We start from the raw sequence: 21,966 nt of genomic DNA, 5'->3' as shown, positions 1-21,966 counted from the left end.
CTAACTGCTAGATTGGTTACATGTCAACGAGATCGTCCGGCCACCCCGCCACTCCGTGGCTGAACGCCGAGGAAGAGCGCGCCTGGCGGGCGTACCGACGAATGGTGATCGTCGTGCACGTGCGCACAACGCGGGATCTGGCGGAGCACGGACTGTCGGAACCGGACTACGAAGTGCTCAGCACGCTTTCGGAGCGGCCCGGCAACGCCAGCCCCCTGCACGAGCAGGCAGCCAAGATGGGGTGGTCGCGCAGTCGGCTGTCCCGCCACGCCACGCGCATGGAGGCACGCGACCTTCTCCGGCGCGAGCCTGACCCGGCGGACGGGCGCGGGTGCATCCTGATCCTCACCGAACAGGGTCTGGAGACGCTCAGGAACGTCGCGCCGGCCCACCTCGCATCAGTGAGGCGCCACTTCGCCGACCGGCTCGCCCCCGAGGATCTCGCCGCCCTCGAACGCATCGCGGCCCGGATCGAGGCCGCCGCGGACTGAGCGGACACCGTGGAACCGGACAACTCGCCTCGCACGTCGAAGGGCCCCAGCGTTCGCGGTGGAGCCCTTCGGCGTTCGCAGTCCTCAATCCGCAGTCTCAACGAGACCCTTCGGAGCCCTCGGATCCGCTCACCCCGGAGTCCTGAACCACTTCCACGCGGCCACCGCGCGACATCGTCGAAGCCGGCGCTCGTCACATGCCGGTACGGGGCCGCGGACGGACGGACACTTGCGTCGAGGCGACAAGAACTCCTCCCGCCGCCTTCAGCCACGAGCTCGCGGACTTCGCCCCACACGCCGAAGAGGTCCCCGAGTCCGGCAGGCAGCAGCCGGATCCGAGCACGCAGGCATCCGGCCGCCATGAGGCGGCCACCGCCCCGGACGCCGTGGCGGACCACCGCACGGGTCACCCTCCCAACCGCTCCCGTTCGGCACACCGCAGGTCGGAACGCCAGTGACCGGCCCCGAACACCCGGGCGAACATGTGGAAAGCGTGTTGGGGGCAAGCCCTCACGAGTTCGAATCTCGTATCCTCCGCCATTGCTCTCACCGGGCAATACGTCGAAGGCCCCCGCAGTTCGCTGCGGGGGCCTTCGACGTTCCTCGTCTCGTCCCTGGCGTTCCGGTCGCCCAGGAAGAACAGGGGCAACCGGCCAGGAGCCGACGAAGAGCCGATGGCCTTGCCGCTCTCCACTGCCTCGGACCGGCTTTCGCCTGTTCACTACTTTCCGGTCGACAGCCAGGTGAGGGCCGCGGTGGTCATCGCTTCGACGCCCGTGGAGAGGGTGGGTTCGATGACCGGGGCGAAGTACGGGGAGTGGTTGGAGGGGATGTCGCGGGCCGTCGTTCCGGCCGCCGCTGCCGTCCTGTAGGTGTCGGGGTCGGTGCCGCCGAAGAACCAGAAGCAGACGGGGGCGCCCGAAGCGGTGCCGAAGACGCCGCAGTCCTCGCTGCCTGTCGCCGGGCCCGGATCGAAGACCATGTCGTCGCCGAAGTGACTGCGGAAGGCGCTGACGGTGCGGGAGACCGCATGCTCGTCGTTGATGAGGACGGGGAAGGTGTCGATCGGTTCGATGTCCGGGGTCCGGGTGGCTCCGGCCACCGCTGCCTCTCCGTTGATGATGCGCTTCACCGCTGCCAGGACAGTGGCCCGTATCTCCGGGGTGTAGGTGCGGATGTTGAGCTTGAGCTCGGCGGTGTCGGGGATGACGTTGTCCTTCGTACCGGCGTTGAGCGCGCCGACCGTCACCACCGCCGTGTCGCCGCCCGGGATTTCCCGGGACACGACCGTCTGCAGCCGCATCACCGTCGAGGCTGCCATCACCACCGGGTCGATCGCCGCCTCAGGGCGTGAGCCGTGCGCGCCCTTGCCGTACAGCGTGACCTTGAGCGCGTCGGTGGCGGCGAGTGCCGGGCCCGGGTGGCAGCCGACCGAGCCGGCCGGGAACGGGCCGACGTGCTGGCCCAGCACCACGTCCGGGGTGCCGACCTTGTCGAAGAGGCCGTCGTCGACCATGGCCTGGGCTCCGCTGCCGACCTCCTCGGCGGGCTGGAAGACGGCGGTGATCGTTCCGGACCAGTGGGCGCGTCCGGCAGTCAGCAGGTCGAGTGCGCCGAGCAGACAGGTGACGTGCATGTCGTGGCCGCAGGCGTGCATGACGCCGTCCGTCGTGCTGGCGTAAGGCAGTCCGGTCCGCTCCTGGACGGGGAGGGCGTCGAAGTCGGCGCGCAGCAGGATGTGGGGGCCGTCGCCGTTGGCGAGGACGCCGACCACACCGGTGCCGCCGAGGCCGGTGGTGACCTCCAGGTCGAGACTCTGCAGACGTTCGACGATGGCCTCGGCGGTGCGGGTCTCGGCGAAGGACAGTTCCGGGTGGGTGTGCAGATCCCGGTAGAAGTCCGCGAGCCCGTTCCTCAGCTCGGGCAGTCTCGCCAGGAGGGGAGAACGTGCCGTCGTGTCAGTGGTCTCGTTCGCGTCGCTCATGTGCTCATGGTCGGCGGACCACTCGGACGCGGCCCGCGGGCTGGGGCATTCAGGTGCCGGGCACGACGACCGCCTCCTCGAGCACGCCCGGGCCAACCGGCCGGCGCCCGCCCTCTGCGACAACTGCGGGACATGCGCGTCATGCTCCGCGACGGCGCCACGGCCGCCGGCTGCCTCTTCGACCCGCAACTGATCTCCGAGACCTTCCTCCTGGGCATCGAAGGAATCCTGCGGGCACGCGGCGCCTGAGCGGCTGCGACCGCTTCGCCGGTCAAGTCTCCGGCCTCGTCGTTCGTTCACTCCCGGAGTTCGAGGTCCCTCTGTCTGAGCACCTGTGCGGGCCGCCACTCGATGGTGTTCCGGATACGCCTCAGCGCCTCGGCCGGGAGCGGGTCCCCCGTACAAAGAGATCCAGCGCCAGGGGCCGTCGTCCCATTGCCGGGCCCGCACGACCAGTTCGGGATCGTCCTCCGGATGCCAGGCGGCTCCGGGCCAGCCGTAGTCGAACGGCGCCTCTCCACGAGGCTGCCGCACGAGGACCGCCTCCGATGGTCGACGAGATGTTGGCTGCCCCGACCGCTCGCGGTGACGCTGAGCGGGACGTCACCGGGGTTGCACGAGCGCGGACGGATCCGCGCCGGCCGCGGCATGACGGAAGGAGTCACACCATGAGGGTCATGCTGCGAGCACAGCTGAACACACAGCTCGCGAACGAGGCGGTCAAGAACGGCACCCTGCCGAAGATCATGAAGTCGCTCGCGGAACACCTCAAGCCGGAGGCGGCCTACTTCGGCCCCAGCGAGGGCAAGCGCTGCTGCACCTTCGTCTTCGACATGCAGGACAGTTCACTGCTGCCCTCCATCGCGGAGCCGCTCTTCGAGGGGCTCGGCGCGACGATCGAGATCCAGCCGGTCATGAACACCGAGGACATGCAGAAGGGCCTTGCCGCGCTGAAGCAGGGCTGACTTCCGCCCGTCGCCGTCGGCGACTCCCCCGCCGGTCAGCTCCTGCCGGAGTCGACCACCACCGGCCTGCTCGCCGGCGTCCACCCGTCGCGCCGCGCCGCCGCATGGAACCGGTCGATGCCCTGCGCGCACCGCCGTAGCGCAGGGCGCCTGGATGCCTGGGCCGTTCCGGGAGTTCTCGTCGCTTCCCGGGAGACTCTCCGGCGCGGTGTCGAGAACCGTCGCCCCGCTCCGACGTCCCCTGTGAAAGTCGCCCACGAGGGGCGGCAGAACCACAGAGGGAGCGGAATCATGAAGTACCTGGTGATGGTGCAGGGCTCGCAGGCCGACTACGAGGCGATGCGCGGGACCGCGTCCGCCGGCAATCCGGCCTGGAGCGAGGAGGACGTACAGGCCATGTTCGCCTTCATGGGCGGGATCAACAACGATCTCGCCGAGACGGGTGAACTCATCGACGCCCAGGGCCTGGTCGAACCGGCGAAGACCCGGTACGTCTCGGCGGGCGAGGACGGCCGTCCGGTGATCACCGACGGTCCTTACGGGGAGACGAAGGAACTGCTCGCCGGGTACTGGGTGCTCGAATGCGAGAGCCTGGAGCGGGTCACCGAGATCGCCGCGCGCGTCACGCAGTGTCCGGCGCCCGCCGGTGCGCCAGTCCGCCCGGTGGTCATCCGGGCCATCGACGGCGGCGGAGGCGATGTGTGAAGCGTACGACCGAGGTCGAGGACCTGTTGCGGCTGCACGCCCCGCAGGTCCTCGGCGCGCTGGTGCGCCGGTACGGGCACTTCGACCCGGCCGAGGACGCGGTGCAGGAGGCCCTGATCGCCGCCGCCCGGCAGTGGCCGGAGCAGGGGGTGCCGGACAATCCGCGCGGCTGGCTGATCCGGGTGGCCTCCCGGCGGCTCGTGGACCGGCTCCGCAGCGACGACGCCCGGCGCGCGCGTGAGGAGGCGGCGGCCGCGCTCACGCCCCGGGACGCGTTCACCGCTCCGGCGCCCGACGGGCCCGTGCCGGGCGGCAGCCGGGCGCCGTCCGAGGACGACACCCTCACGCTGCTCTTCCTCTGCTGCCATCCGGACCTGGCCCCGGCCGCCCAGGTCGCCCTGACCCTGCGGGCCGTCGGCGGACTGACCACGGCCGAGATCGCCCGGGCGCATCTGGTGCCCGAGGCAACGATGGCCCAGAGGATCAGCCGGGCGAAGCGGAGGATCCGGGGCGCCGCCTTCGTCCAGCCGGTTCCCGCCGACCGGGACGCGCGGCTCGCGGCCGTGCTCCAGGTGCTCTACCTGATCTTCAACGAGGGCTACACGGCGACCTCAGGACGTGCCCTGCACCGCGCGGGTCTGGCCCGGGAGGCGATCCGGCTGATCCGTTCGGTACGCCGGCTGCTGCCCAGGGACGGCGCGGTGACCGGGCTCCTGGCGCTGATGCTGCTGACCGACGCCCGCAGCGCCGCGCGCACCGGACCGCACGGCGAGCTGATCCCGCTCGACGAGCAGGACCGCACCCGGTGGGACCCGGCGGCCGTCGCCGAGGGCACCGCCCTGGTCGAGGAGGCTCTGCGCGAGGGACCCGCCGGGCCCTATCAGGTGCAGGCGGCCATCGCGGCGCTGCACGACGAGGCGGCCCGCGCCGAGGACACCGACTGGCCGCAGATCCTGGCGCTGTACGACGTCCTCGTACGGATCGCCCCCGAGCCGATGGCCGAACTGAGCCGGGCCGTCGCCGTGGCCATGGTGCACGGGCCGCAGGCCGGTCTTGTCGAGGCCGACGCCCTCGCGGACCGGCTGGCGGGCCACCACCGGCTGGACGCCGTCCGCGCCCATCTGCTGGAACGGGCCGGCGACACGGAGGGGGCCCGCGCCGCCTACCGCTCGGCGGCCTCCGGGACCCTGAGCATCCCGGAGGCCCGCTACCTGAACAGACGCGCGGACCGCCTCGACGGCTGATGCGGGCTCGTACTCCCTGTCACCTGATGCCCGGCCCCGGGAATCCGGCAGCACGGAAGCAACGAAGGCAACGAAGGCAACGAAAACGACACAGAACAGCGGCAAACGGCTGCAAACGGCTGCACCGACGGTGGTTTCACTGGCCGTCGTACCCCCAGCTCGCAATCATCGGGTCCATGACCGACAGCAACCAGGGCCGGGACATCACCCTCCGGATCGCTCAGCAGCCGGAGGCGGACGAGCTTCTCGCGCGCAGCCCGCTCGCCGCCCTCGTGGGCATGCTGCTGGACCAGCAGGTGCCGATGGAGTGGGCGTTCTCCGGACCGTACGCACTGGCGCAGCGGATGGGCGAAGACGATCTGGACGCCCATGAGATCGCCGCGTACGACCCCGAAGCCTTCGCCGAACTCTTCACCGACAAACCCGCTCTGCACCGCTACCCGGGCTCGATGGCCAAGCGGGTGCAGCAGCTGTGCCAGTACCTGGTGGCGCAGTACGACGGTGACGCAAGCGCGGTGTGGACCAAGGCCGCCACCGGGGCGGACCTGCGGAAAAGGCTCAACGCCCTGCCCGGGTTCGGCACCCAGAAGGCCCAGATCTTTCTGGCGCTGCTGGGCAAGCAGTTCGGTGTCCAGCCGCCGGGCTGGCGGGAGGCGGCGGGACCGTACGGGGAGGCGGGCTCGCACCGTTCGGTCGCCGACATCACCGGACCCGAGTCGCTAGCCGAGGTCCGCGCCTTCAAGCAGGAGGCCAAACAGGCCGCGAAGGCGGTGAAGGCGGCGGCCAAGGGCAAGTGAGACCGCCCCGCGCACCACGCCGCCTGCGGCGCTCTACCGTCTGCGACGGGCCGTACCGAAGAGCGAGCGTGAGATCTCCCGGCCCAGCTGCGTCCCCACGGACCGTGCCAGCGACTTGAACATCCCGCTGCCGACCACCTGCTGCACCAGCGAGGCGTCGTCCCCTGACCGCTCACCGGACCCTGACCGCTGGCCGGCATCCGACCGTCTGCCGGAATCCGACCGTGCACCGGAATCCGACTCCGCTCCTTCGCCGGGCCCGCCCCGCCGGGCGCCCGGCGCCGGTTCGCCGGACGTGACCGCCGCCTCCACCGCGGCCCTGTCGGCAGCTTCGGCGGCCGACCGCTGCTCCGCGTCCTGGGCGGCGCCCAGCTTCTCGTACGCCGACTCCCGGTCCACGGCCTGCGCATAACGTCCGTACAGCGAGGAGCCCTTCACCGCCGCGTCCAGTTCCGCCGCCGGGCACGGCCCCATCAGCGACTGCGGGGCACGCAGCCTGGTCGCGGCGACCGGCGTCGGCGCGCCCTGCTCGCTCAGCACCGTGATCACCGCCTCGCCGGTGCCGAGACCGGTCAGCAGCTCCTCCAGGTCAGGAAGACCGGCACCCCGTTCGCCGACAGCTGCTCCGCGATCAGCTGGAGCGTCTTGGTCTTTCCGGTGCCCGTGGCCCCCGCGACGAGACCGTGCCGGTTGAGCATGGCGAGCGGGATACGGATCTGTGCGCCGGGCAGGCACGCGCCCTCCAGAGCAGTGCGCCGAGTTCGAGAGCGGGCCCGGCGATGTCATATCCGGCCGCGATCTCCCGCGCCTGCGGCGGCAGTACGCCGTCCGCGCCGGTGCCACCGCTCGCACCACCCTCTGTGCTCCCGGGTGCGCCCCCGCCCGTGCTGTCACCGTCGTTCATCACGGCCTCAATTCCGGAATGGAGGCTTATATGCCTCCTCGGCCAGCATCGCAGTCCCGTCCCATGGCTGCGCCCGGAGGCCCTTGACCGGTAGGCTTTCCGTGTGATCTTCAAGCGCATCGGAAATGGGCAGCCCTATCCCGACCACGGCCGGGAAAGCACCCGGCAGTGGGCGGATGTCGCGCCGCGCCCGGTCCGCCTCGACCAGCTCGTGACCACCAAGGGCCAGCTGGACCTCGAAACGCTCCTCGCCGAGGACTCCACGTTCTACGGCGACCTCTTCGCGCACGTCGTGAAGTGGCAGGGCGACCTCTACCTCGAGGACGGACTGCACCGCGCGGTCCGCGCCGCGCTCCAGCAGCGTCAGGTGCTGCACGCCCGCGTACTCGAACTCGGCTGAGGCTCCACACCGGCCCGTTCGACTCCACCAGGGTTCGTTCGAGTGCACTTTCGCACTCGGACGGGTGCGATCCGTCGATCATCAAATAGTCATCATCACCGGGTCGCACTACGCTGCGCCCATGAGCATGCTCACTCCCCCCGGCATGGGCGGAAAGTACCGCATCACGGGTGACAAGTACCCGCGCATGCGGCGCCCCCGCCGCCGCAGCAAACTGGTCCTCACGGCCATCGCCTCCGTGGTCGCCCTCGGGCTCGCCGGATGGGGCACGCTGCAGCTCATCGATGTCTTCACGGGCGGCGACAAGCAGGCCAGTGCCGCCGACCGCAAGGTGGACTGCCCGGCTGCCAAGCCGTCAGCGCCCGCGAAGGTCCTGCCGAAGCCCGCGAAGATCACGGTCAACGTCTACAACGCGACCCCGCGTGGCGGACTGGCCAAGGCTGCGGCAGATGAGCTGAAGAAGCGCGGCTTCACCATCGGCAAGGTGGGCAACGCCACCGCCGCGTACGACAAGAAGGTCCCCGGGACCGGCATACTGCTGGGCGCTCCGGCCGCGGTCAACGGCACCTTCCCGGTGCTCGGCACGCAGCTGCCGGGCGCGGCGACGAAGACCGACGCCCGCAAGGGCGCGGACGTCGACCTGATCATCGGGGCGAAGTTCAAGGCGTTCAGCACGCCGCAGGCGGCAGCCACCGCGCTGACCACCCTCACGAAGCCGGCCCCGGCGCCGTCCTCCTGCTGAGGTTCGCGGACCGAACGCGGCGGCCGGGGTGCTCCTGGAGCACCCCGGCCGGCCGACGTCGTCCGAGAGGCCCTAGCCCGCGGTGCCGTACATCCGGTCCCCGGCGTCGCCGAGGCCCGGCACGATGTAGCCGTTCTCGTTGAGCCGCTCGTCGACCGAGGCGGTGACCACGGTGACCGGCGTCCCCGCCAGCTCGCGCTCCATCACCTCGACGCCCTCGGGCGCCGCGAGCAGCACGACCGCGGTGACATCGTCCGCACCGCGCTTGATCAGCTCCTGGATGGCCGCGACCAGCGTGCCGCCGGTGGCGAGCATCGGGTCCAGGACGTACACCTGGCGGCCCGAGAGGTCCTCCGGCATGCGGGTCGCGTACGTGGACGCCTGGAGCGTCTCCTCGTCGCGGATCATGCCCAGGAAGCCCACCTCGGCGGTCGGCAGCAGCCGCACCATGCCGTCGAGCATGCCGAGACCGGCCCGCAGGATCGGCACGACCAGGGGCCGCGGGTACGACAGCTTCACTCCGGTGGTGGGTGTCACCGGGGTCTCGATGTCGACCTGTTCGGTGCGCACATCGCGGGTGGCCTCGTACGCAAGCAGGGTGACCAGCTCGTCGGCGAGGCGCCGGAAGGTCGGGGAGTCGGTGCGCTTGTCGCGCAGGGTGGTGAGTTTGTGCGCGACCAGCGGGTGGTCGACGACGTGGATCCGCATGCCACCAACAGTAGCTGCGCCACCCGCACCCGTGCGCTGGCATCAACCGCACGTTCGGGGGGAAGGTGGGGGCATACGGACCCAGCCTTGGGGTGATGAGCCGATGCCGGACGGGGCGAAGCAGGAGCGGGACGCGCCGGACCCGCACGACGCGCAGGACGCGCCGGAGACCGACGCGCAGCGCCGCAGGCGGCGCGCCCAGTTCCTCCGCGAGCTTCACGAGGCCAAGGCGCTCCGCGACCGGGTCCAGCCGCGCCGGGTCAAGGCCGCCAGAATGCGCCAGGCCATGCGGATGCGGACGTTCCGCTGGTAGCCGTCCGGCCGGTGGAGGAACCCCCAGGTGGCGGCGTCGGAGAGAACTGATGGCCGACGCAACGGCGGAACTGCTCTCGCGGAGCCCTTGTTTCTGCCACGATTCCGATGGGCGGGACGCAGGGCAGCCGGACCACCGACTGCCCTCCCGCCGGACCGACACACCCAGGGTCTCTCGTTGGGATCGGACCCCGATTCCTGATCCGGCCTGTTCCGAACGAGAGTCTCTAAGACCAGTGGGAGAGTCACGGTGTACTTCGCCGCACTGCTCGCGCGCACCGAAGACGGGTGGAAAGCGAGCGACACGGAGCTCGACGATGTGGAGACCCTGTCCGACCTGACGGATCTGGCCCGTGACGCCTCGGTGGACGAGGACACGGTGCTCGTCTTCATCGAGCAGGAGGACGCCTGGTTCGGCGTCGTCCGGGTGGACGGTGAGGAGGACCCGCGTATCTACGTCTCCAACGCCTCCGCCGCCGCCCGCTCCTCGTACGGGGAGATCCTCCTCACCGATGAACTGCTCGGCCGCGAACCCGGGGCCGAGGACACGATTGCCGCCCTCGAAGAGCTCGTCGGCCTCGACGGTACGGAGGACGACGAGCCGGAAGCCCCCGACAACCACAACGCCGACACCGACGACGACGGACCGGACGCCGACGTCGTACCGGCGGGTCCGCTCGGTGACACCGGGGTGCTGTCCGACCTCGGGCTCCCCGAGGCGGAGCTGCTGATGCTGCGGACGGACGCACTGGCGGAGATCGCGGACGCGCTGGGAGCGGCCGAGGTCCTGGAGACCGTCCGTTAGGGTCCGCGGGTGACCGAAGCACCGCACCCGCACGACCCGTCCCCAGTGCAGCACCTACCGCACGATCCCGTACGGGACCCGTGGCGGGCGCCCATGCGCCGAGCCCTGGACGAGGCCGATGAGGCGGCGGCGGCCGGCGATGTGCCGGTCGGCGCCGTCGTCCTCGCCCCGGACGGGACCCTGCTCGCCGCGGGCCACAACGAACGCGAGGCGACCGGCGACCCGACGGCGCACGCCGAGATCCTCGCCCTGCGCCGGGCCGCCGCCGCCCTCGGCGAATGGCGGCTGTCCGGATGCACGCTCGTCGTCACCCTGGAGCCGTGCACCATGTGCGCGGGCGCCCTGGTGCAGTCCCGCGTGGGCCGGGTCGTCTACGGCGCCCGGGACGAGAAGGCCGGAGCGGCAGGCTCGCTCTGGGACGTCGTACGGGACCGCCGGCTCAACCACCGCCCCGAGGTGATCCACGGCGTCCTGGAGACCGACTGCGCGGCCCTCCTGACGGCCTTCTTCCGCGACCGCTGACCTGGGTTCCCCGCGTCTTCGGGGCAGTGCGGGGAATCGGATTTCGACGGACGGCCGAGATGGTCTAAGCTCTCTCTCGGTAGCGTGTCCGAGCGGCCGAAGGAGCTCGCCTCGAAAGCGAGTGTGGGGAAACTCACCGAGGGTTCAAATCCCTCCGCTACCGCTCTTGTGAAGGGCCCGACGCACAGCGTCGGGCCCTTCGGGTTTTCCGCCCGGGGCTGCCCCCGGCGATGGTGCAGCGGGTACGGCAATGACCCCGGGTCCGACGACGGTCGGGCCCGGGGCCATCTGTGCGCTTGGGTCGGGGGAAGCGGCATCGGGGGGACAAGCCGCTCCCCCCGATGAGAACAGGCCCTACCAGCCCTCGCCGCGATCGGGGGAAGGCCGCGGCGAGAACCCCACAGAGAGGCCCTGTTCCTCGCCCCTCGGATTCCTGCCAGATCCGCTGGGCTCGTCCACCATCCTGCCGCTCCGCAGAAGCCACACGGGCGGGCAAAGGACCCCGATCTCCGGGCCCTTGGTCCCTAAAGACCGCATGAGTGATCGGAAACAGCAGGCGGATACGGCCGTGTGTGCGGATAGACTCGCCCGACTGCACAGGGGATCGAAGGGGAGTCAGGGGCTGATGGTGCAAGCAAAGAAGATCGCTCTCTACTTGATAGTCGTCTTCGTGCTCTACACGATCATCACGTCCCCCGCCCGGGCCGCGGATCTCGTCCAGGTAGGGTTCGAGGGCGTTTCGGATGCCGCACAGGGCGTCGGCGACTTCATGTCCGAGCTCGTGAAGTAGGAGTACCTCCATGATCCGCCATCTGGTCCTGTTCAAGCTGAACGACGGTGTCGAGCGGGACGATCCGCGGGTCGTGGCGGGCGCCGAGGCCTTCCTGGGACTGGCCGACAAGGTGCCCGGGCTGGAGTTCTGGGAGTGCGCCTGGAACATCACCGACCGGCCGATCGCGTACGACTTCGCCATCAACTCCGCAGTCGCCGACGAGGCCGCGCTGAAGAGCTACATCGAGCATCCGGCCCACCAGGCGGCTGCCGGACAGTGGCGTGAATTCGCCACCTGGGTGATCGCCGACTATCCGTTCTGACACCTTCGGCCCTGCGAGCCCCTCACCACGACGGTGAGGGGCTTTCTTTGTGTTTAAACCGATTCGAGGTCAACACGGCGCTATGCGGTGCTTGCGCATAGTGGACATGTCTTGTGATGCTATGACCGCTTTTGACGGATGAGTTGACCGAAGTTGACCGCAAAGGGGTGGCGTCATCGTGCCGGCCAGTACAGCACCTCAAGTGCCTCCCCAGACCGTCCAGGCCGTCCAGGCCGCCAGGGCGACGCCGGCGGCACAGCCGCCCCCGGCATCCCAGCCGCCCCAGGCGATCCAGGCGTCCCAGACGATCCAGACGGAGACGCCCGACGACACCGTCCCGACCGGCAGGACTCGTGGCGCCGACACCAGGGCGCTCACCCAGGTGCTCTTCGGCCGGCTCCAGGGGCTGGAGCCGGGCACCGCCGAGCACGGCCGGGTCCGGGCGGCGCTGATCGAGGCGAACCTGCCCCTCGTCCGGTACGCCGCCGCGCGGTTCCGCAGCCGCAACGAGCCGATGGAGGACGTCGTCCAGGTCGGCACCATCGGCCTGATCAACGCCATCGACCGGTTCGATCCCGAACGCGGGGTCCAGTTCCCCACCTTCGCGATGCCGACCGTGGTCGGTGAGATCAAGCGGTACTTCCGGGACAACGTGCGGACCGTCCACGTGCCGCGCCGGCTCCACGAGCTCTGGGTGCAGGTCACCGGCGCCACCGAGGACCTGACGACCGCTCACGGCCGCTCCCCCACCACCGCGGAGATCGCCGAACGGCTGAAGATCTCCGAGGACGAGGTGCTGGCCTGCATCGAGGCCGGCCGCTCGTACCACGCAACCTCGCTCGAAGCCGCGCAGGAGGGCGACGGGCTGCCCGGACTGCTGGACCGCCTCGGCTACGAGGACCCCGCCCTGGCCGGCGTCGAACACCGCGATCTGGTCCGGCACCTGCTCGTACAACTGCCCGAACGCGAGCAGCGGATCCTGATGCTCCGCTACTACAGCAACCTGACACAGTCCCAGATCAGTGCCGAACTGGGAGTCTCCCAGATGCATGTGTCAAGGCTCCTGGCCCGAAGTTTCGCCCGACTTCGATCCGCAAACAGGATCGAAGCGTAACCGGATCGGGTAGACCGGCCCCGCGGCGTCCCCTGCGGGCCAAAAGCCGCACACCCCTTGTTAACTGCGCAGACTCCCCCAGAACTTGTCGACAAGTCACTACAGCGTGTTGCCGACATGTGACATTCTGCGGGAACCGCGTTTGCCGCAGCCTCCCCTCCGGTATTCAGGTGGAGGCTGCGTTCCTCCGATGGTCGTGGCCACCGCGACCGTCCGCGACCTCAAGGGGGTGGCATGTCCGCAGAACAGGGCAGCTCGAAGGTGCTCACGCTCACCAAGAGCGCACCCGCACCCGTTGTGCTCACCAGCTCGCCGGAAGCCATCGACACCCGCACGCTGTCCCGCTCCCTGTTCCTGCGGCTCGCCGCACTGGGCCCCGCACCGGGCCCCGACGGAACGGACACTCCGGAGCGCGCCTATGTGCGGGACACACTCATCGAGCTCAACCTGCCGCTGGTGCGTTACGCCGCGGCGCGGTTCCGCAGCCGTAACGAACCCATGGAGGACATCGTCCAGGTCGGCACGATCGGCCTGATCAAGGCGATCGACCGGTTCGACTGCGAACGCGGCGTGGAGTTCCCGACGTTCGCGATGCCCACTGTCGTCGGCGAGATCAAGCGCTTCTTCCGCGACACCTCGTGGTCGGTGCGGGTGCCGCGCCGGCTCCAGGAACTGCGGCTCGCCCTCACCAAGACCAGCGACGAGCTCGCGCAGAAGCTCGACCGTTCGCCGACCGTGCCGGAGCTGGCCAAGGCGCTCGGCGTCTCCGAGGAGGACGTCGTCGACGGCCTGGCCGTCGGCAACGCCTACACCGCCTCCTCGCTGGACTCGCCCTCGCCCGAGGACGACGGCGGCGAGGGCTCGCTGGCCGACCGGCTGGGGTACGAGGACGCGGCGCTGGAGGGCGTCGAGTACCGCGAGTCACTCAAGCCGCTGCTGGCCAAACTCCCGCCGCGCGAACGCCAGATCATCATGCTGCGGTTCTTCGCCAACATGACCCAGTCACAGATCGGCGAGGAGGTCGGCATCTCACAGATGCACGTCTCGCGGCTGCTGACCCGCACACTCGCCCAGCTCAGGGAGGGGCTCATCGCCGACTGACCCGGAAGCCCGATCCCGAGGGTTCCGATTTGACGACCCGTCAGACACACTGACGCGATGCGACGTCAGACATTCGGCAGGCCCGGCCGCCGGGGCACAGCGATCGCCGCCTCGGCGGCCGTGCTGTGCCTGGGCGGGGCACTGGCAGGCTGTGGCGACCCGGCGGGCGGCAACGGCTATGTCGCGGTCGGCGCGGCGGGTGCGGGGCCGGAGGAGACACCGACCGGGGCGGTGGCGCCCACCGGGAAGGTGACCCTGGTCCCGCTGGACGGGAAGCGCGGCGGCAGCGGGGGTACGGACCCGGGGCCGGGCTCCTCGGCGCCAGGAAGCGGCCCGGAGGGCCGGGGCGGCGACGCAGAAGGTGCTGCCGGCGGTACGGGTGGCACCGGGAGTGGCAGCGCACAGTCGTCCGGTGCATCCGGGGCGTCCGGGGGCGGGGAGGGCTCTACCGGCACCACGGGCTCCACCGACAGCTCAGGCGGCGCCGGCACCGGCTCGGACGGCGCCGGCTCAGGCACCGGCAGCGACAGCAGTACCGGCAGCGGAGATTCGGGCGGCGCCGGAAGCGGCTCCCCGGATCCCGCCACCCCTTCGGCGCCCGGCTCCACCGCGCCCGCCGGTCCCGCCGCGCTGACCGTGAGCGCCCCCGTGCGCGCGGCGGCGGACGAGCGTTGGTGCGAGAAGGTGACCGTGGAGTTCCGCAACACCGGCGGATCGCCGGCGCGATCGGGCACCGTCACCTTCGCCACGCACATCATCGGCGGGCTGGGGATCGACTGGGCGACCCGGGAATCGACAGCGCCGCTGCCCGTACCGATCGGCGCGGGAGCGGCGCGGAAGATGACGTACACCGTCTGTGTGGACGCCTGGCGGGTGCCCCTGGGCATGCATGTCGAGACCCGGGACGTGACCGCCGTCTGGAAGTGACGGGCGACTGAGAGGGCTGCGGAGCGGCCGGAGGGCCGGTCAGCCGAGCGCGAGCCAGGCGACCGCGCCGAGCACGACGATCACCGCGACGACCGCGGCGATCAGCCCGGTCCTCGGTCCGGACGACACGGCGGCGGGCTGCTGCCGGCGCTGCGGCTCACCCTCGTCGACGAAGGCGCGGAACATCTGGGTGTTGCCTGCCGGGTCGCTGTTGCCCTCGGGACCCTGCGGAGCGTGGGGATTGTGTGCCATGTCGCAGGACCCTAGCGAACTCCGCGGAAGGGCCCAACCCCCGGGCGGTGAAGGCGCGAGACCATAACCGGGGAACCGGTGAAGGAGGAGTGGGAATGCCGCCCGGTCCGCCGCACCCTTCCCGAAGCCGCGGCGGTTCAGTTCTCGGCAACCACCCCACGCACAGCTCCAGTTGAAGGTCGCGCCCCGCAACACACCTCTCGCGCACCCGTATATATGCGCGAAGGTCGGCCGCCCCGCACGCGAAAGGGACGGCCACACATCGCCGCAGGGAGCTTCGGCAGGCGGCCGGGCAACGCACGCGGAGACCCGGCGAGCGGCGGCGAACCTCCCCCGGACCAATCCCCGACCGACCCCGGGCCAATCCCCGACGACCCCGGACCGACCCCCGCCGGGCCCCGGACCTTTTCACCCCCGCCTCCGCAGTGGCGCACGACACACACGCCACCCGCGCACCGCACACGCTGCGGGTTTGACCCGCGCCCTACGCAGCCTTTTGCGTTCCTTTACTTCTGCAAGGCTCTTTTCGTTTGCCTGCAGCAACCAACGGCTTCTATGGTTGCCCTAAGCAACAAGATGACCGGTGAAATGTCTGGGGGTCCCGTGGCCGCGCGGAGTCAGTACGAAGAACTGGCCCGGCAGCTCAGCGCAGTCGGCGCCGTCAAACGGGGCCTGGCCCGCATCCTCCCCGCTGAGTGCCCTGCGGGCTCGGCCGCCGTACTGGCGCTGCTGCGTCAGCACGGCGAAATACGGATCAGCAGACTGGCGGAGCTCCTCTCGGTCGACATGTCGGTGACCAGCCGACACGTCGCTCACGTGGCGGAACGCGGCTGGATCGAGCGGTCCCCGGACCCGGCGGACAAGCGCTCCCGCATCCTGCGGCTGACCCCCGCGGGCACGGGCGTGCTCGACGATCTGAACTGCCGGACGACCGAAATGTTCGCCCACAACCTTCAGGATTGGTCCGACGAAGAGGTCGGACAGCTCAACACGTTGTTGGCCCGGCTGCGCGACAGCTTCTCCTGTCGCGGCTCCGGCGGGTGCGCCCCCGGAAAGCACAGCGGCGACTGCCGCTCCCGGCCCACCGACAGCCACGACGGCTCGTACACCCGTACACCCGTGTAACAGAAGCAAAGAGAAGGATCTAAATGGCTACGACCACACCAACCGGTGTGCGGGGCGGCCACGCCAAGCACGGAGGGAACGAACCCTCCAGCGGCGTGCCGATGACACACCGGCAGATCATGGAAGCGCTCACCGGGCTGATGCTCGGCATGTTCGTCGCGATCCTGTCGTCCACCGTCGTCACCAACGCCCTGCCGGAGATCATCTCCGACCTCGGCGGCGGCCAGAGCGCCTACACCTGGGTCGTCACGGCCTCACTGCTGGCCATGACCGCGACCACCCCCCTGTGGGGCAAGCTCGCCGACCTGTTCAGCAAGAAGCTGCTGGTCCAGATAGCGCTCGTCATCTACGTCGCCGGCTCGGTCGTCGCCGGTCTCTCGACCAGCAGCGGCATGCTGATCGCCTGCCGTGTGGTGCAGGGCATCGGCGTCGGCGGTCTCTCCGCCCTCGCCCAGATCGTGATGGCCGCGATGATCTCCCCGCGTGAGCGCGGCCGTTACAGCGGCTACCTCGGCGCGGTCTTCGCCGTCGCCACCGTCGGCGGCCCGCTGCTCGGCGGTGTCATCACCGACACCAGCTGGATGGGCTGGCGCTGGTGCTTCTACGTCGGCGTGCCGTTCGCGGCCATCGCCCTCGTCGTGCTCCAGAAGACCCTGAAGCTCCCGGTCGTCAAGCGCGAGGTCAAGGTCGACTGGACCGGTGCCTTCTTCATCAGCGCCGCCGTCTCCCTGCTGCTCCTCTGGGTGACCTTCGCGGGCGACAAGTACGACTGGATGTCCTGGCAGACCGGAGCGATGCTCGCGGGCTCCGTGGTCCTCGCCCTGCTCTTCGTCTTCACCGAGTCCCGGGCCAGTGAGCCGATCATCCCGCTGCGGCTGTTCCGCAACCGGACCATCACGCTCGCCTCGCTCGCCTCGCTCTTCGTCGGTGTCTCCATGTTCGCGGGCACCGTCTTCTTCAGCCAGTACTTCCAGCTGGCGCGCGGCAAGTCGCCGACGATGTCCGGTGTGATGACGATCCCGATGATCGCGGGTCTCTTCCTCTCGTCGACGCTCTCGGGCCAGATCATCACCAAGACGGGCCGCTGGAAGGCCTGGCTGGTCAGCGGTGGATTCCTGATCACTGCAGGGCTCGGCATGCTCGGCACCATCCGGTACGACACCGAGTACTGGCACATCGCGATCTTCATGTTCGTGATGGGTCTCGGCATCGGCATGATGATGCAGAACCTGGTGCTCGCCACCCAGAACCAGGTCGACCCCGCGGACCTCGGTTCGGCCAGCTCCGTCGTCACGTTCTTCCGTTCGCTCGGTGGCGCGATCGGTGTCTCGGCACTGGGCGCCGTCATGGCGAACCGGGTCACCCACTACGTCAAGGACGGTCTGACGGACCTCGGTCCCAAGGGCGCGGCCATGGGCCACGGTGGCACCGGCGGCGGGGGCATCCCCGACCTGGACGCGCTGCCCGCACCGTTCCGTACGGTCGTGGAGTCCGCCTACGGGCACGGCGTCGGTGACGTCTTCCTGTACGCCGCTCCGGCCGCGCTGGTCGCCTTCCTGATCACGATCTTCATCAAGGAGGTCGCGCTGAAGACGAACGCGGCCAACGACGCCCCGGTTCCGGCCGAGGCGGCCGCGATCGCCGAGGTTCCGTCCGGTACCGCCACGCTCGTCTCCGAGGGAACCGCCGGGGTCACCGCGGTCGACACCCTGGAGCCCGCTCCGGTGGACACCGTGCAGGGCACCGCGGTCCGCGGTGTGGTGCGCGGCGCCGAGGGCGCACCCGTCGGCCGGGCCGCCGTCACACTGATCTCGCTGGGCGGCCGGCAGCTGGGCATCTCGGTCGCGCAGGCCGACGGCAGCTACGGCCTGGACGCCCCGGGCGCCGGTTCGTACGTGCTGATCGCGTCGGCCGAAGGCTTCCAGCCGCAGGCGTCCACCGTGGTCGTCGGCGACGAGCCGCTCGCGTACGACATCCTGCTCTCCGGTACGAGCGGCCTGGCCGGGGCCGTACGGGCCGCCGAGGGCGGCACACCGGTCGAGGGCGCCATGGTCATCGTGACCGATGTGCGCGGTGACGTGCTGGCCACCGGCAAGTCCGGCGATGCGGGCGAGTTCACCTTCGGCGAGCTGGTCCCCGGTGCGGTGACCGTCGCGGTCAACGCGGCCGGCTTCCGTCCGCTGGCGCTGCCGGTGGAGATCGGCGGCCAGGGTGTGACCCGGGTCGACGTCGCACTGCAGTCCGGTGCGCTGGTGCAGGGCGTGGTGCGGGCCGGTTCCGGCCGGCGGCCGCTGCCCGACGCACGCGTCACGCTGGTCGACGCGGCCGGCAACGTGATCGCCACCTCGACGACCGGGGAGGACGGGGCGTACGCCTTCGCCGACCTGGACGCGGGCGAGTACTCGGTCATCGCGACCGGCTACCCGCCGGTGGCGGGCGCCCTGACCGTGGCCGGTCACGGGGTCGACGGCCACGACATCGAGCTCGCCCACCCGGGCGAGTAACCCGTCCGGGAAATCCCGGATACGCAAGACCCCTGGCGGGACGGCACTTCGAGCGGAGAGTCTGTCCCGGCCGGCGGAAAAATGGGCCCCGGCGGTGGGGACGGCAGGCAGGGGACGGCCTGCCGTCCCCGCCTCGGGGCCCGACTCATTGAGTGACCCGTTCGTGAGCGGGCGGGGCATTGAGCAAGGAGAGAAAACGGGATGGGACTTCGCGCACAGGTACGCACGCGGGACGGCTGGGCCGTCCAGCACGCGGTCGTGACGGTCACCGACATGACCGGTACGCAGGTGCTGCGGGCCGCCGCCGACGAGGACGGAACGGTGCGGACCGACGCACCGCTGTCCGCCGGCGCGTACACCGTGATCGTGACGGCGGTCGGGTACGCCCCCGCCGCCTCCACCGCCCTCGTCACGGCGAGCGGCCGGGTCGAGGCAGGCACGGTGGTGCTGGCCCGCCAGGGCGGCGTGGAGCTGCCGCCGCCGGGCGCCTGGTCGCTGGATCCGGTGCACTCCTCGGTGGGCGCGGTCGCGCAGCACCTGGGGATCTCCAGCGTGCACGGCCGGTTCACCGATTTCGGCGGCCGCATCGAGATCGCCGAGGACCTCCAGCGCTGCCGTGTGGACGCCGTCATCAACGCGGCCAGCATCGACACGGGCAACGGCATGCGGGACAAGCACCTGCGCTCGCCGGACTTCCTGGACACCGAGCGGTTCCCGGAGATCACCTACCGCTCCAGCGGGCTGACTCCGGCCGGACCCGACCGCTGGACCGTGCACGGCGACCTGTCGCTGCACGGCGTGGAGCGTCCGGTCGACCTGGACCTGACCTACCTCGGCACGGGCCCGGACCCGTGGGGCGGCGTCCGTGCGGCGTTCAGTGCCGCGGCCGAGCTGCGCCGCGAGGACTTCGCCATGAACTACAACCAAGTGGTCCAGGCGGGCATCTCGGCGATCGGGACGACGCTGCGGGTGGAGCTCGACATCCAGGCCGTGCAGGGCGATTCCCTGCCGGCCGCCTGACCGCAGGGTCGTAGGGTCGGTTCCATGGCATCGAACATCGCGACCAACACCGCCGTGGAACTCGACGACTTGCTGGCGTTCGTACGGCCCCGGCACCGGGCGATCCTGCTGACCACCCGGTCCGACGGCCGCCCCCAGGGCTCCCCGCTCACCTGCGGCGTCGACGACGCGGGCCGGATCGTCGTCTCGACCTACCCCGAACGGGCCAAGACCCGCAACGCGAAGCGGGACGAACGGGTGAGCGTGATCGTCCTGTCGGACGAGTGGAACGGGCCCTGGGTACAGATCGACGGCTCGGCCGAGGTGATCGACTCACCGGACTCGGTCGAGCCGCTCGTCGAGTACTTCCGGAACATCTCGGGGGAGCACCCCGACTGGGACGAGTACCGGGCGGCGATGGTGAAGCAGGGCAAGTCGATCATCCGGATCACCCCCGAGCGGTGGGGGCCGATCGCCACAGGCGGCTTCCCTGCGCACCTGGCCCAGGGCAGCTGATCGCGGTGGCCGTACCGATCCCCCGGCCCGAACTGCTCACCCGGGCCCGGCTGCTGGCCGGGCCCGAGGTCGGCTCCGCGGTGGTGGACGCACTGGCGCGGGCCACCGGGCGCCCCGTGGAGCACGGCGGCTCCGCCGGTGACGGCCCCTACGCGTACGTCGGGGCCTCGCTGCCCGAGGCGTTGCGCGGGGACGGCCTGTTGTGGTTCCACAGCGTGAACGCCGGTACGGACGCCCTGCTGGGCGCCGGGCCGTGGCCGCGCGGGGCGCTGCTCACCCGGACGGTGGGCCGCATGGGCGAGCGGATCGCGCAGTACGTGCTGGCCTGGGTGCTGGCGGAATGCCAGTCGGTCCCGGAGTTCGCCGCGCAGCACGCCCGGGCCGAGTGGCGCCGTATCCCCTCGGAACTCGCGGCCGGGCAGACGGCCGTCGTGCACGGCACCGGCCGGATCGGCTCGGCCGTCGCCGGGCTGTTGCGGTCGTGCGGCATCCGGACGGTGGGCGTGGCCCGCACCCCGCGCGAGGTCCCGCCCGGCTTCGACGACATGGTCGCGGTGGACGAGCCGGTGGCCGCCCGCTGGGTGGTCTCCGCCCTTCCGCTGACCGGGGCGACGGCCGGGTACTTCGGGGCGGACCGGTTCGCGGCCATGGGCGGGGCCAGCTTCGTCAACGTGGGCCGGGGCGCGACCGTGGACCTGGTGGCGCTGGAGGCGGCGCTGCACGCGGGCACGGTGGGGCGCGCGGTGCTCGACGTGCTGCCCGACGAGCCGGCCCCGCCCGGCGCCCCCTGCTGGCGGCTGCCCCGTACGGTGATCACCTCGCACTCCGCGGGCCTCACGGCGGACGACGACGTCGTCACGGACTTCTCGGCCTGCCTGCGGGAACTGACGGCGGGGCGGATTCCGGCGCTCGCCGTGGACCCGGCCCGGGGCTACTGACGGGGACGGGCCTCTTCGGCATCCGGGGACCGCTCCCGCTCACGCATCGCGTCGATCCCCGCAATCAGCAGGTCGAGCGCGAACGTGAAGTCCCGCTCGTGCATCTCGTGCACGGTGTCGGCGCCCCGCGCCGCGATGAGCTCCTGCGAGTTCTCCACGATCGGGCCCAGCTGCGGCTGGTCCTGAATGGCCGACATCGCCTGCTGGAAGTACTCGTCCTGGGTGAGCCCGGCCTCCGCGCTGCGCTGCGCGAACTGGCCCTCGATGGTGCCGAATCCGTACACGAACTGGAAGACCGCGGAGAGCGCGCCGGTCTGCCGGGCCGGCGGCAGACCGGTCGCGCGGATCACGTCCTGGATGGCGTACGACATGAGCATCGCGTGCGGTCCCATGTTGAGGAACTTCCCGGCCAGCGGCGAGACCCAGACGTGCCGGACCAGCAGCTCCCGGTACGCGGTCGCCAGCGCGCGCAGCCGGACCTGCCAGGGCGCGTCCTGCCGCGGGGGGTCGATCTCGCTGTAGACCGAGTCGAGGGCCAGTTCCAGCAGGTCGTCCTTGGTGTCGACGTACCAGTAGAGGGACATCGCCGTGACGTTCAGCTCGGCGGCGAGCCGGCGCATGGAGAACTTCGCGAGCCCCTCGGCGTCCAGCAGCCGGACCGACGCGGCGGTGATCCGGTCGCGGTCGAGCCCTGCGGGCTGGTCCGATTTCCGGGCGCGCGACGGTGGTCGGTGGTTCAGCCACACGCTGGTCCGGGCAGGGTCCTTCGCGCGGTCGGCCGCGGACACCATGGCGCACTCCCTCATCTCGCCGGCGG

26 protein-coding genes, 1 tRNA gene and 1 pseudogene are annotated in these 21,966 nt (G+C 70.7%); 22 read left to right on the top strand and 6 right to left on the bottom strand.

The features are described 5' to 3' along the window. The first annotated feature begins 20 nt into the window (after positions 1-20). Entirely contained in the window at positions 21-491 is a 471-nt protein-coding gene (locus SH922_RS20560) for a MarR family winged helix-turn-helix transcriptional regulator (protein ID WP_393059375.1), read from the top strand. A 721-nt stretch (positions 492-1,212) separates the two neighbouring features. Here SH922_RS20560 and SH922_RS20555 read toward each other — a convergent pair. Beyond that, positions 1,213-2,475, bottom strand: coding sequence for an amidohydrolase (locus SH922_RS20555; RefSeq protein ID WP_393059374.1), 1,263 nt, complete (start codon positions 2,473-2,475; stop codon positions 1,213-1,215). 135 nt (positions 2,476-2,610) lie between these two features. Here SH922_RS20555 and SH922_RS20550 point away from each other — a divergent pair. The 5 genes and pseudogenes from SH922_RS20550 to SH922_RS20530 all read left to right on the top strand — a co-directional run. Further along, a pseudogene (locus SH922_RS20550) lies at positions 2,611-2,724 on the top strand (TetR family transcriptional regulator); the annotation flags it as partial. Between the two features lie 419 nt (positions 2,725-3,143). Continuing rightward, on the top strand, positions 3,144-3,440 hold the full coding sequence (locus SH922_RS20545; protein ID WP_393059373.1) for a DUF3303 family protein: 297 nt from the start codon (positions 3,144-3,146) through the stop codon (positions 3,438-3,440). A gap of 291 nt (positions 3,441-3,731) precedes the next feature. Then, on the top strand, positions 3,732-4,145 hold the full coding sequence (locus SH922_RS20540; RefSeq protein WP_393059372.1) for a YciI family protein: 414 nt from the start codon (positions 3,732-3,734) through the stop codon (positions 4,143-4,145). Continuing rightward, the gene (locus tag SH922_RS20535; protein ID WP_393059371.1) at positions 4,142-5,389 is read left to right on the top strand and encodes an RNA polymerase sigma factor; all 1,248 of its coding nucleotides are present in this window, start codon (positions 4,142-4,144) and stop codon (positions 5,387-5,389) included. Before SH922_RS20540 ends, SH922_RS20535 begins: the two co-directional genes overlap by 4 nt. 176 nt (positions 5,390-5,565) lie before the next feature. Next, entirely contained in the window at positions 5,566-6,186 is a 621-nt protein-coding gene (locus tag SH922_RS20530; protein WP_393059370.1) for an HhH-GPD-type base excision DNA repair protein, read from the top strand. A 33-nt stretch (positions 6,187-6,219) separates the two neighbouring features. Here the strand turns inward: SH922_RS20530 and SH922_RS20525 are convergent, their stop codons facing one another. Continuing rightward, on the bottom strand, positions 6,220-6,762 hold the full coding sequence (locus SH922_RS20525; protein ID WP_393063639.1) for a helicase HerA-like domain-containing protein: 543 nt from the start codon (positions 6,760-6,762) through the stop codon (positions 6,220-6,222). Further along, positions 6,759-6,884 carry a helicase HerA-like domain-containing protein gene (locus SH922_RS20520; protein WP_393063638.1) on the bottom strand — a complete coding sequence of 42 codons (126 nt, stop codon included), beginning with the start codon at positions 6,882-6,884 and terminating at the stop codon, positions 6,759-6,761. The genes SH922_RS20525 and SH922_RS20520 overlap by 4 nt, the downstream gene beginning before the upstream one ends. Before the next feature lie 309 nt (positions 6,885-7,193). On the opposite strand from SH922_RS20520, the gene SH922_RS20515 reads away from it, so the two are divergent. Together SH922_RS20515 and SH922_RS20510 are read left to right on the top strand one after the other, a co-directional pair. Beyond that, complete coding sequence (locus SH922_RS20515; RefSeq protein ID WP_073736427.1) at positions 7,194-7,490, top strand: type II toxin-antitoxin system VapB family antitoxin; 297 nt, start codon at positions 7,194-7,196, stop codon at positions 7,488-7,490. Between the two features lie 145 nt (positions 7,491-7,635). Next, the gene (locus SH922_RS20510; protein ID WP_393063637.1) at positions 7,636-8,232 is read left to right on the top strand and encodes a LytR C-terminal domain-containing protein; all 597 of its coding nucleotides are present in this window, start codon (positions 7,636-7,638) and stop codon (positions 8,230-8,232) included. A gap of 72 nt (positions 8,233-8,304) precedes the next feature. On the opposite strand, the gene upp is transcribed toward SH922_RS20510, so the two are convergent. Then, complete coding sequence (upp, locus tag SH922_RS20505; RefSeq protein WP_145764628.1) at positions 8,305-8,940, bottom strand: uracil phosphoribosyltransferase; 636 nt, start codon at positions 8,938-8,940, stop codon at positions 8,305-8,307. A 103-nt stretch (positions 8,941-9,043) separates the two neighbouring features. Between upp and SH922_RS20500 the strand changes: the two genes are divergently transcribed. The 9 genes from SH922_RS20500 to SH922_RS20460 all read left to right on the top strand — a co-directional run bounded on the left by SH922_RS20500 (position 9,044) and on the right by SH922_RS20460 (position 14,815). Further along, positions 9,044-9,253 (top strand): hypothetical protein, encoded by a 210-nt coding sequence (locus SH922_RS20500; RefSeq protein WP_393059369.1) that lies wholly within the window; start codon positions 9,044-9,046, stop codon positions 9,251-9,253. A gap of 249 nt (positions 9,254-9,502) precedes the next feature. Further along, positions 9,503-10,057, top strand: coding sequence for a hypothetical protein (locus SH922_RS20495; RefSeq protein ID WP_393059368.1), 555 nt, complete (start codon positions 9,503-9,505; stop codon positions 10,055-10,057). Positions 10,058-10,066: 9 nt separating this feature from the next. After that, complete coding sequence (tadA, locus tag SH922_RS20490) at positions 10,067-10,579, top strand: tRNA adenosine(34) deaminase TadA (RefSeq protein ID WP_393059367.1); 513 nt, start codon at positions 10,067-10,069, stop codon at positions 10,577-10,579. A 78-nt stretch (positions 10,580-10,657) separates the two neighbouring features. Continuing rightward, positions 10,658-10,742: transfer RNA gene (locus SH922_RS20485), tRNA-Ser, on the top strand. Between the two features lie 462 nt (positions 10,743-11,204). Beyond that, on the top strand, positions 11,205-11,369 hold the full coding sequence (locus SH922_RS20480) for a hypothetical protein (RefSeq protein ID WP_187285206.1): 165 nt from the start codon (positions 11,205-11,207) through the stop codon (positions 11,367-11,369). 10 nt (positions 11,370-11,379) lie between these two features. Further along, positions 11,380-11,673, top strand: a complete 294-nt coding sequence (locus SH922_RS20475; RefSeq protein ID WP_393059366.1) for a Dabb family protein — start codon at positions 11,380-11,382, stop codon at positions 11,671-11,673. 289 nt (positions 11,674-11,962) lie between these two features. Then, positions 11,963-12,787, top strand: a complete 825-nt coding sequence (locus SH922_RS20470; protein ID WP_393063636.1) for an RNA polymerase sigma factor SigF — start codon at positions 11,963-11,965, stop codon at positions 12,785-12,787. A 234-nt stretch (positions 12,788-13,021) separates the two neighbouring features. Next, a complete protein-coding gene (locus tag SH922_RS20465; RefSeq protein WP_350988172.1) occupies positions 13,022-13,888 on the top strand; it encodes an RNA polymerase sigma factor SigF in 867 nt (288 codons plus the stop codon). 57 nt (positions 13,889-13,945) lie between these two features. Then, positions 13,946-14,815: a hypothetical protein gene (locus SH922_RS20460; protein ID WP_393059365.1), complete on the top strand. Its 870-nt coding sequence runs from the start codon at positions 13,946-13,948 to the stop codon at positions 14,813-14,815. Positions 14,816-14,854: 39 nt separating this feature from the next. On the opposite strand, the gene SH922_RS20455 is transcribed toward SH922_RS20460, so the two are convergent. Further along, entirely contained in the window at positions 14,855-15,067 is a 213-nt protein-coding gene (locus SH922_RS20455; protein ID WP_326737519.1) for a hypothetical protein, read from the bottom strand. 603 nt (positions 15,068-15,670) lie between these two features. On the opposite strand from SH922_RS20455, the gene SH922_RS20450 reads away from it, so the two are divergent. From SH922_RS20450 to SH922_RS20430, 5 genes are all read left to right on the top strand, one after another. Further along, a complete protein-coding gene (locus tag SH922_RS20450; protein WP_393063635.1) occupies positions 15,671-16,192 on the top strand; it encodes a MarR family winged helix-turn-helix transcriptional regulator in 522 nt (173 codons plus the stop codon). 23 nt (positions 16,193-16,215) lie between these two features. Further along, positions 16,216-18,696: a DHA2 family efflux MFS transporter permease subunit gene (locus SH922_RS20445; protein ID WP_393059364.1), complete on the top strand. Its 2,481-nt coding sequence runs from the start codon at positions 16,216-16,218 to the stop codon at positions 18,694-18,696. Between the two features lie 201 nt (positions 18,697-18,897). Further along, complete coding sequence (locus SH922_RS20440; protein ID WP_393059363.1) at positions 18,898-19,716, top strand: YceI family protein; 819 nt, start codon at positions 18,898-18,900, stop codon at positions 19,714-19,716. Between the two features lie 24 nt (positions 19,717-19,740). Continuing rightward, positions 19,741-20,211, top strand: a complete 471-nt coding sequence (locus tag SH922_RS20435; protein WP_393059362.1) for a PPOX class F420-dependent oxidoreductase — start codon at positions 19,741-19,743, stop codon at positions 20,209-20,211. A gap of 17 nt (positions 20,212-20,228) precedes the next feature. After that, complete coding sequence (locus tag SH922_RS20430) at positions 20,229-21,149, top strand: NAD(P)-dependent oxidoreductase (RefSeq protein ID WP_393063634.1); 921 nt, start codon at positions 20,229-20,231, stop codon at positions 21,147-21,149. Here SH922_RS20430 and SH922_RS20425 read toward each other — a convergent pair. Then, on the bottom strand, positions 21,143-21,940 hold the full coding sequence (locus tag SH922_RS20425) for a TetR/AcrR family transcriptional regulator (RefSeq protein WP_393059361.1): 798 nt from the start codon (positions 21,938-21,940) through the stop codon (positions 21,143-21,145). The two genes, SH922_RS20430 and SH922_RS20425, sit on opposite strands and share 7 nt — an antisense overlap. Between the last annotated feature and the right edge of the window lie 26 nt (positions 21,941-21,966).

Source organism: Streptomyces sp. LN549 (genome assembly GCF_043203805.1).
Taxonomy (GTDB): Bacteria; Actinomycetota; Actinomycetes; order Streptomycetales; family Streptomycetaceae; genus Streptomyces.
The sequence above is the reverse complement of the archived record's forward strand: the minus strand, read 5'-3'. Positions and strand labels throughout refer to the sequence as shown.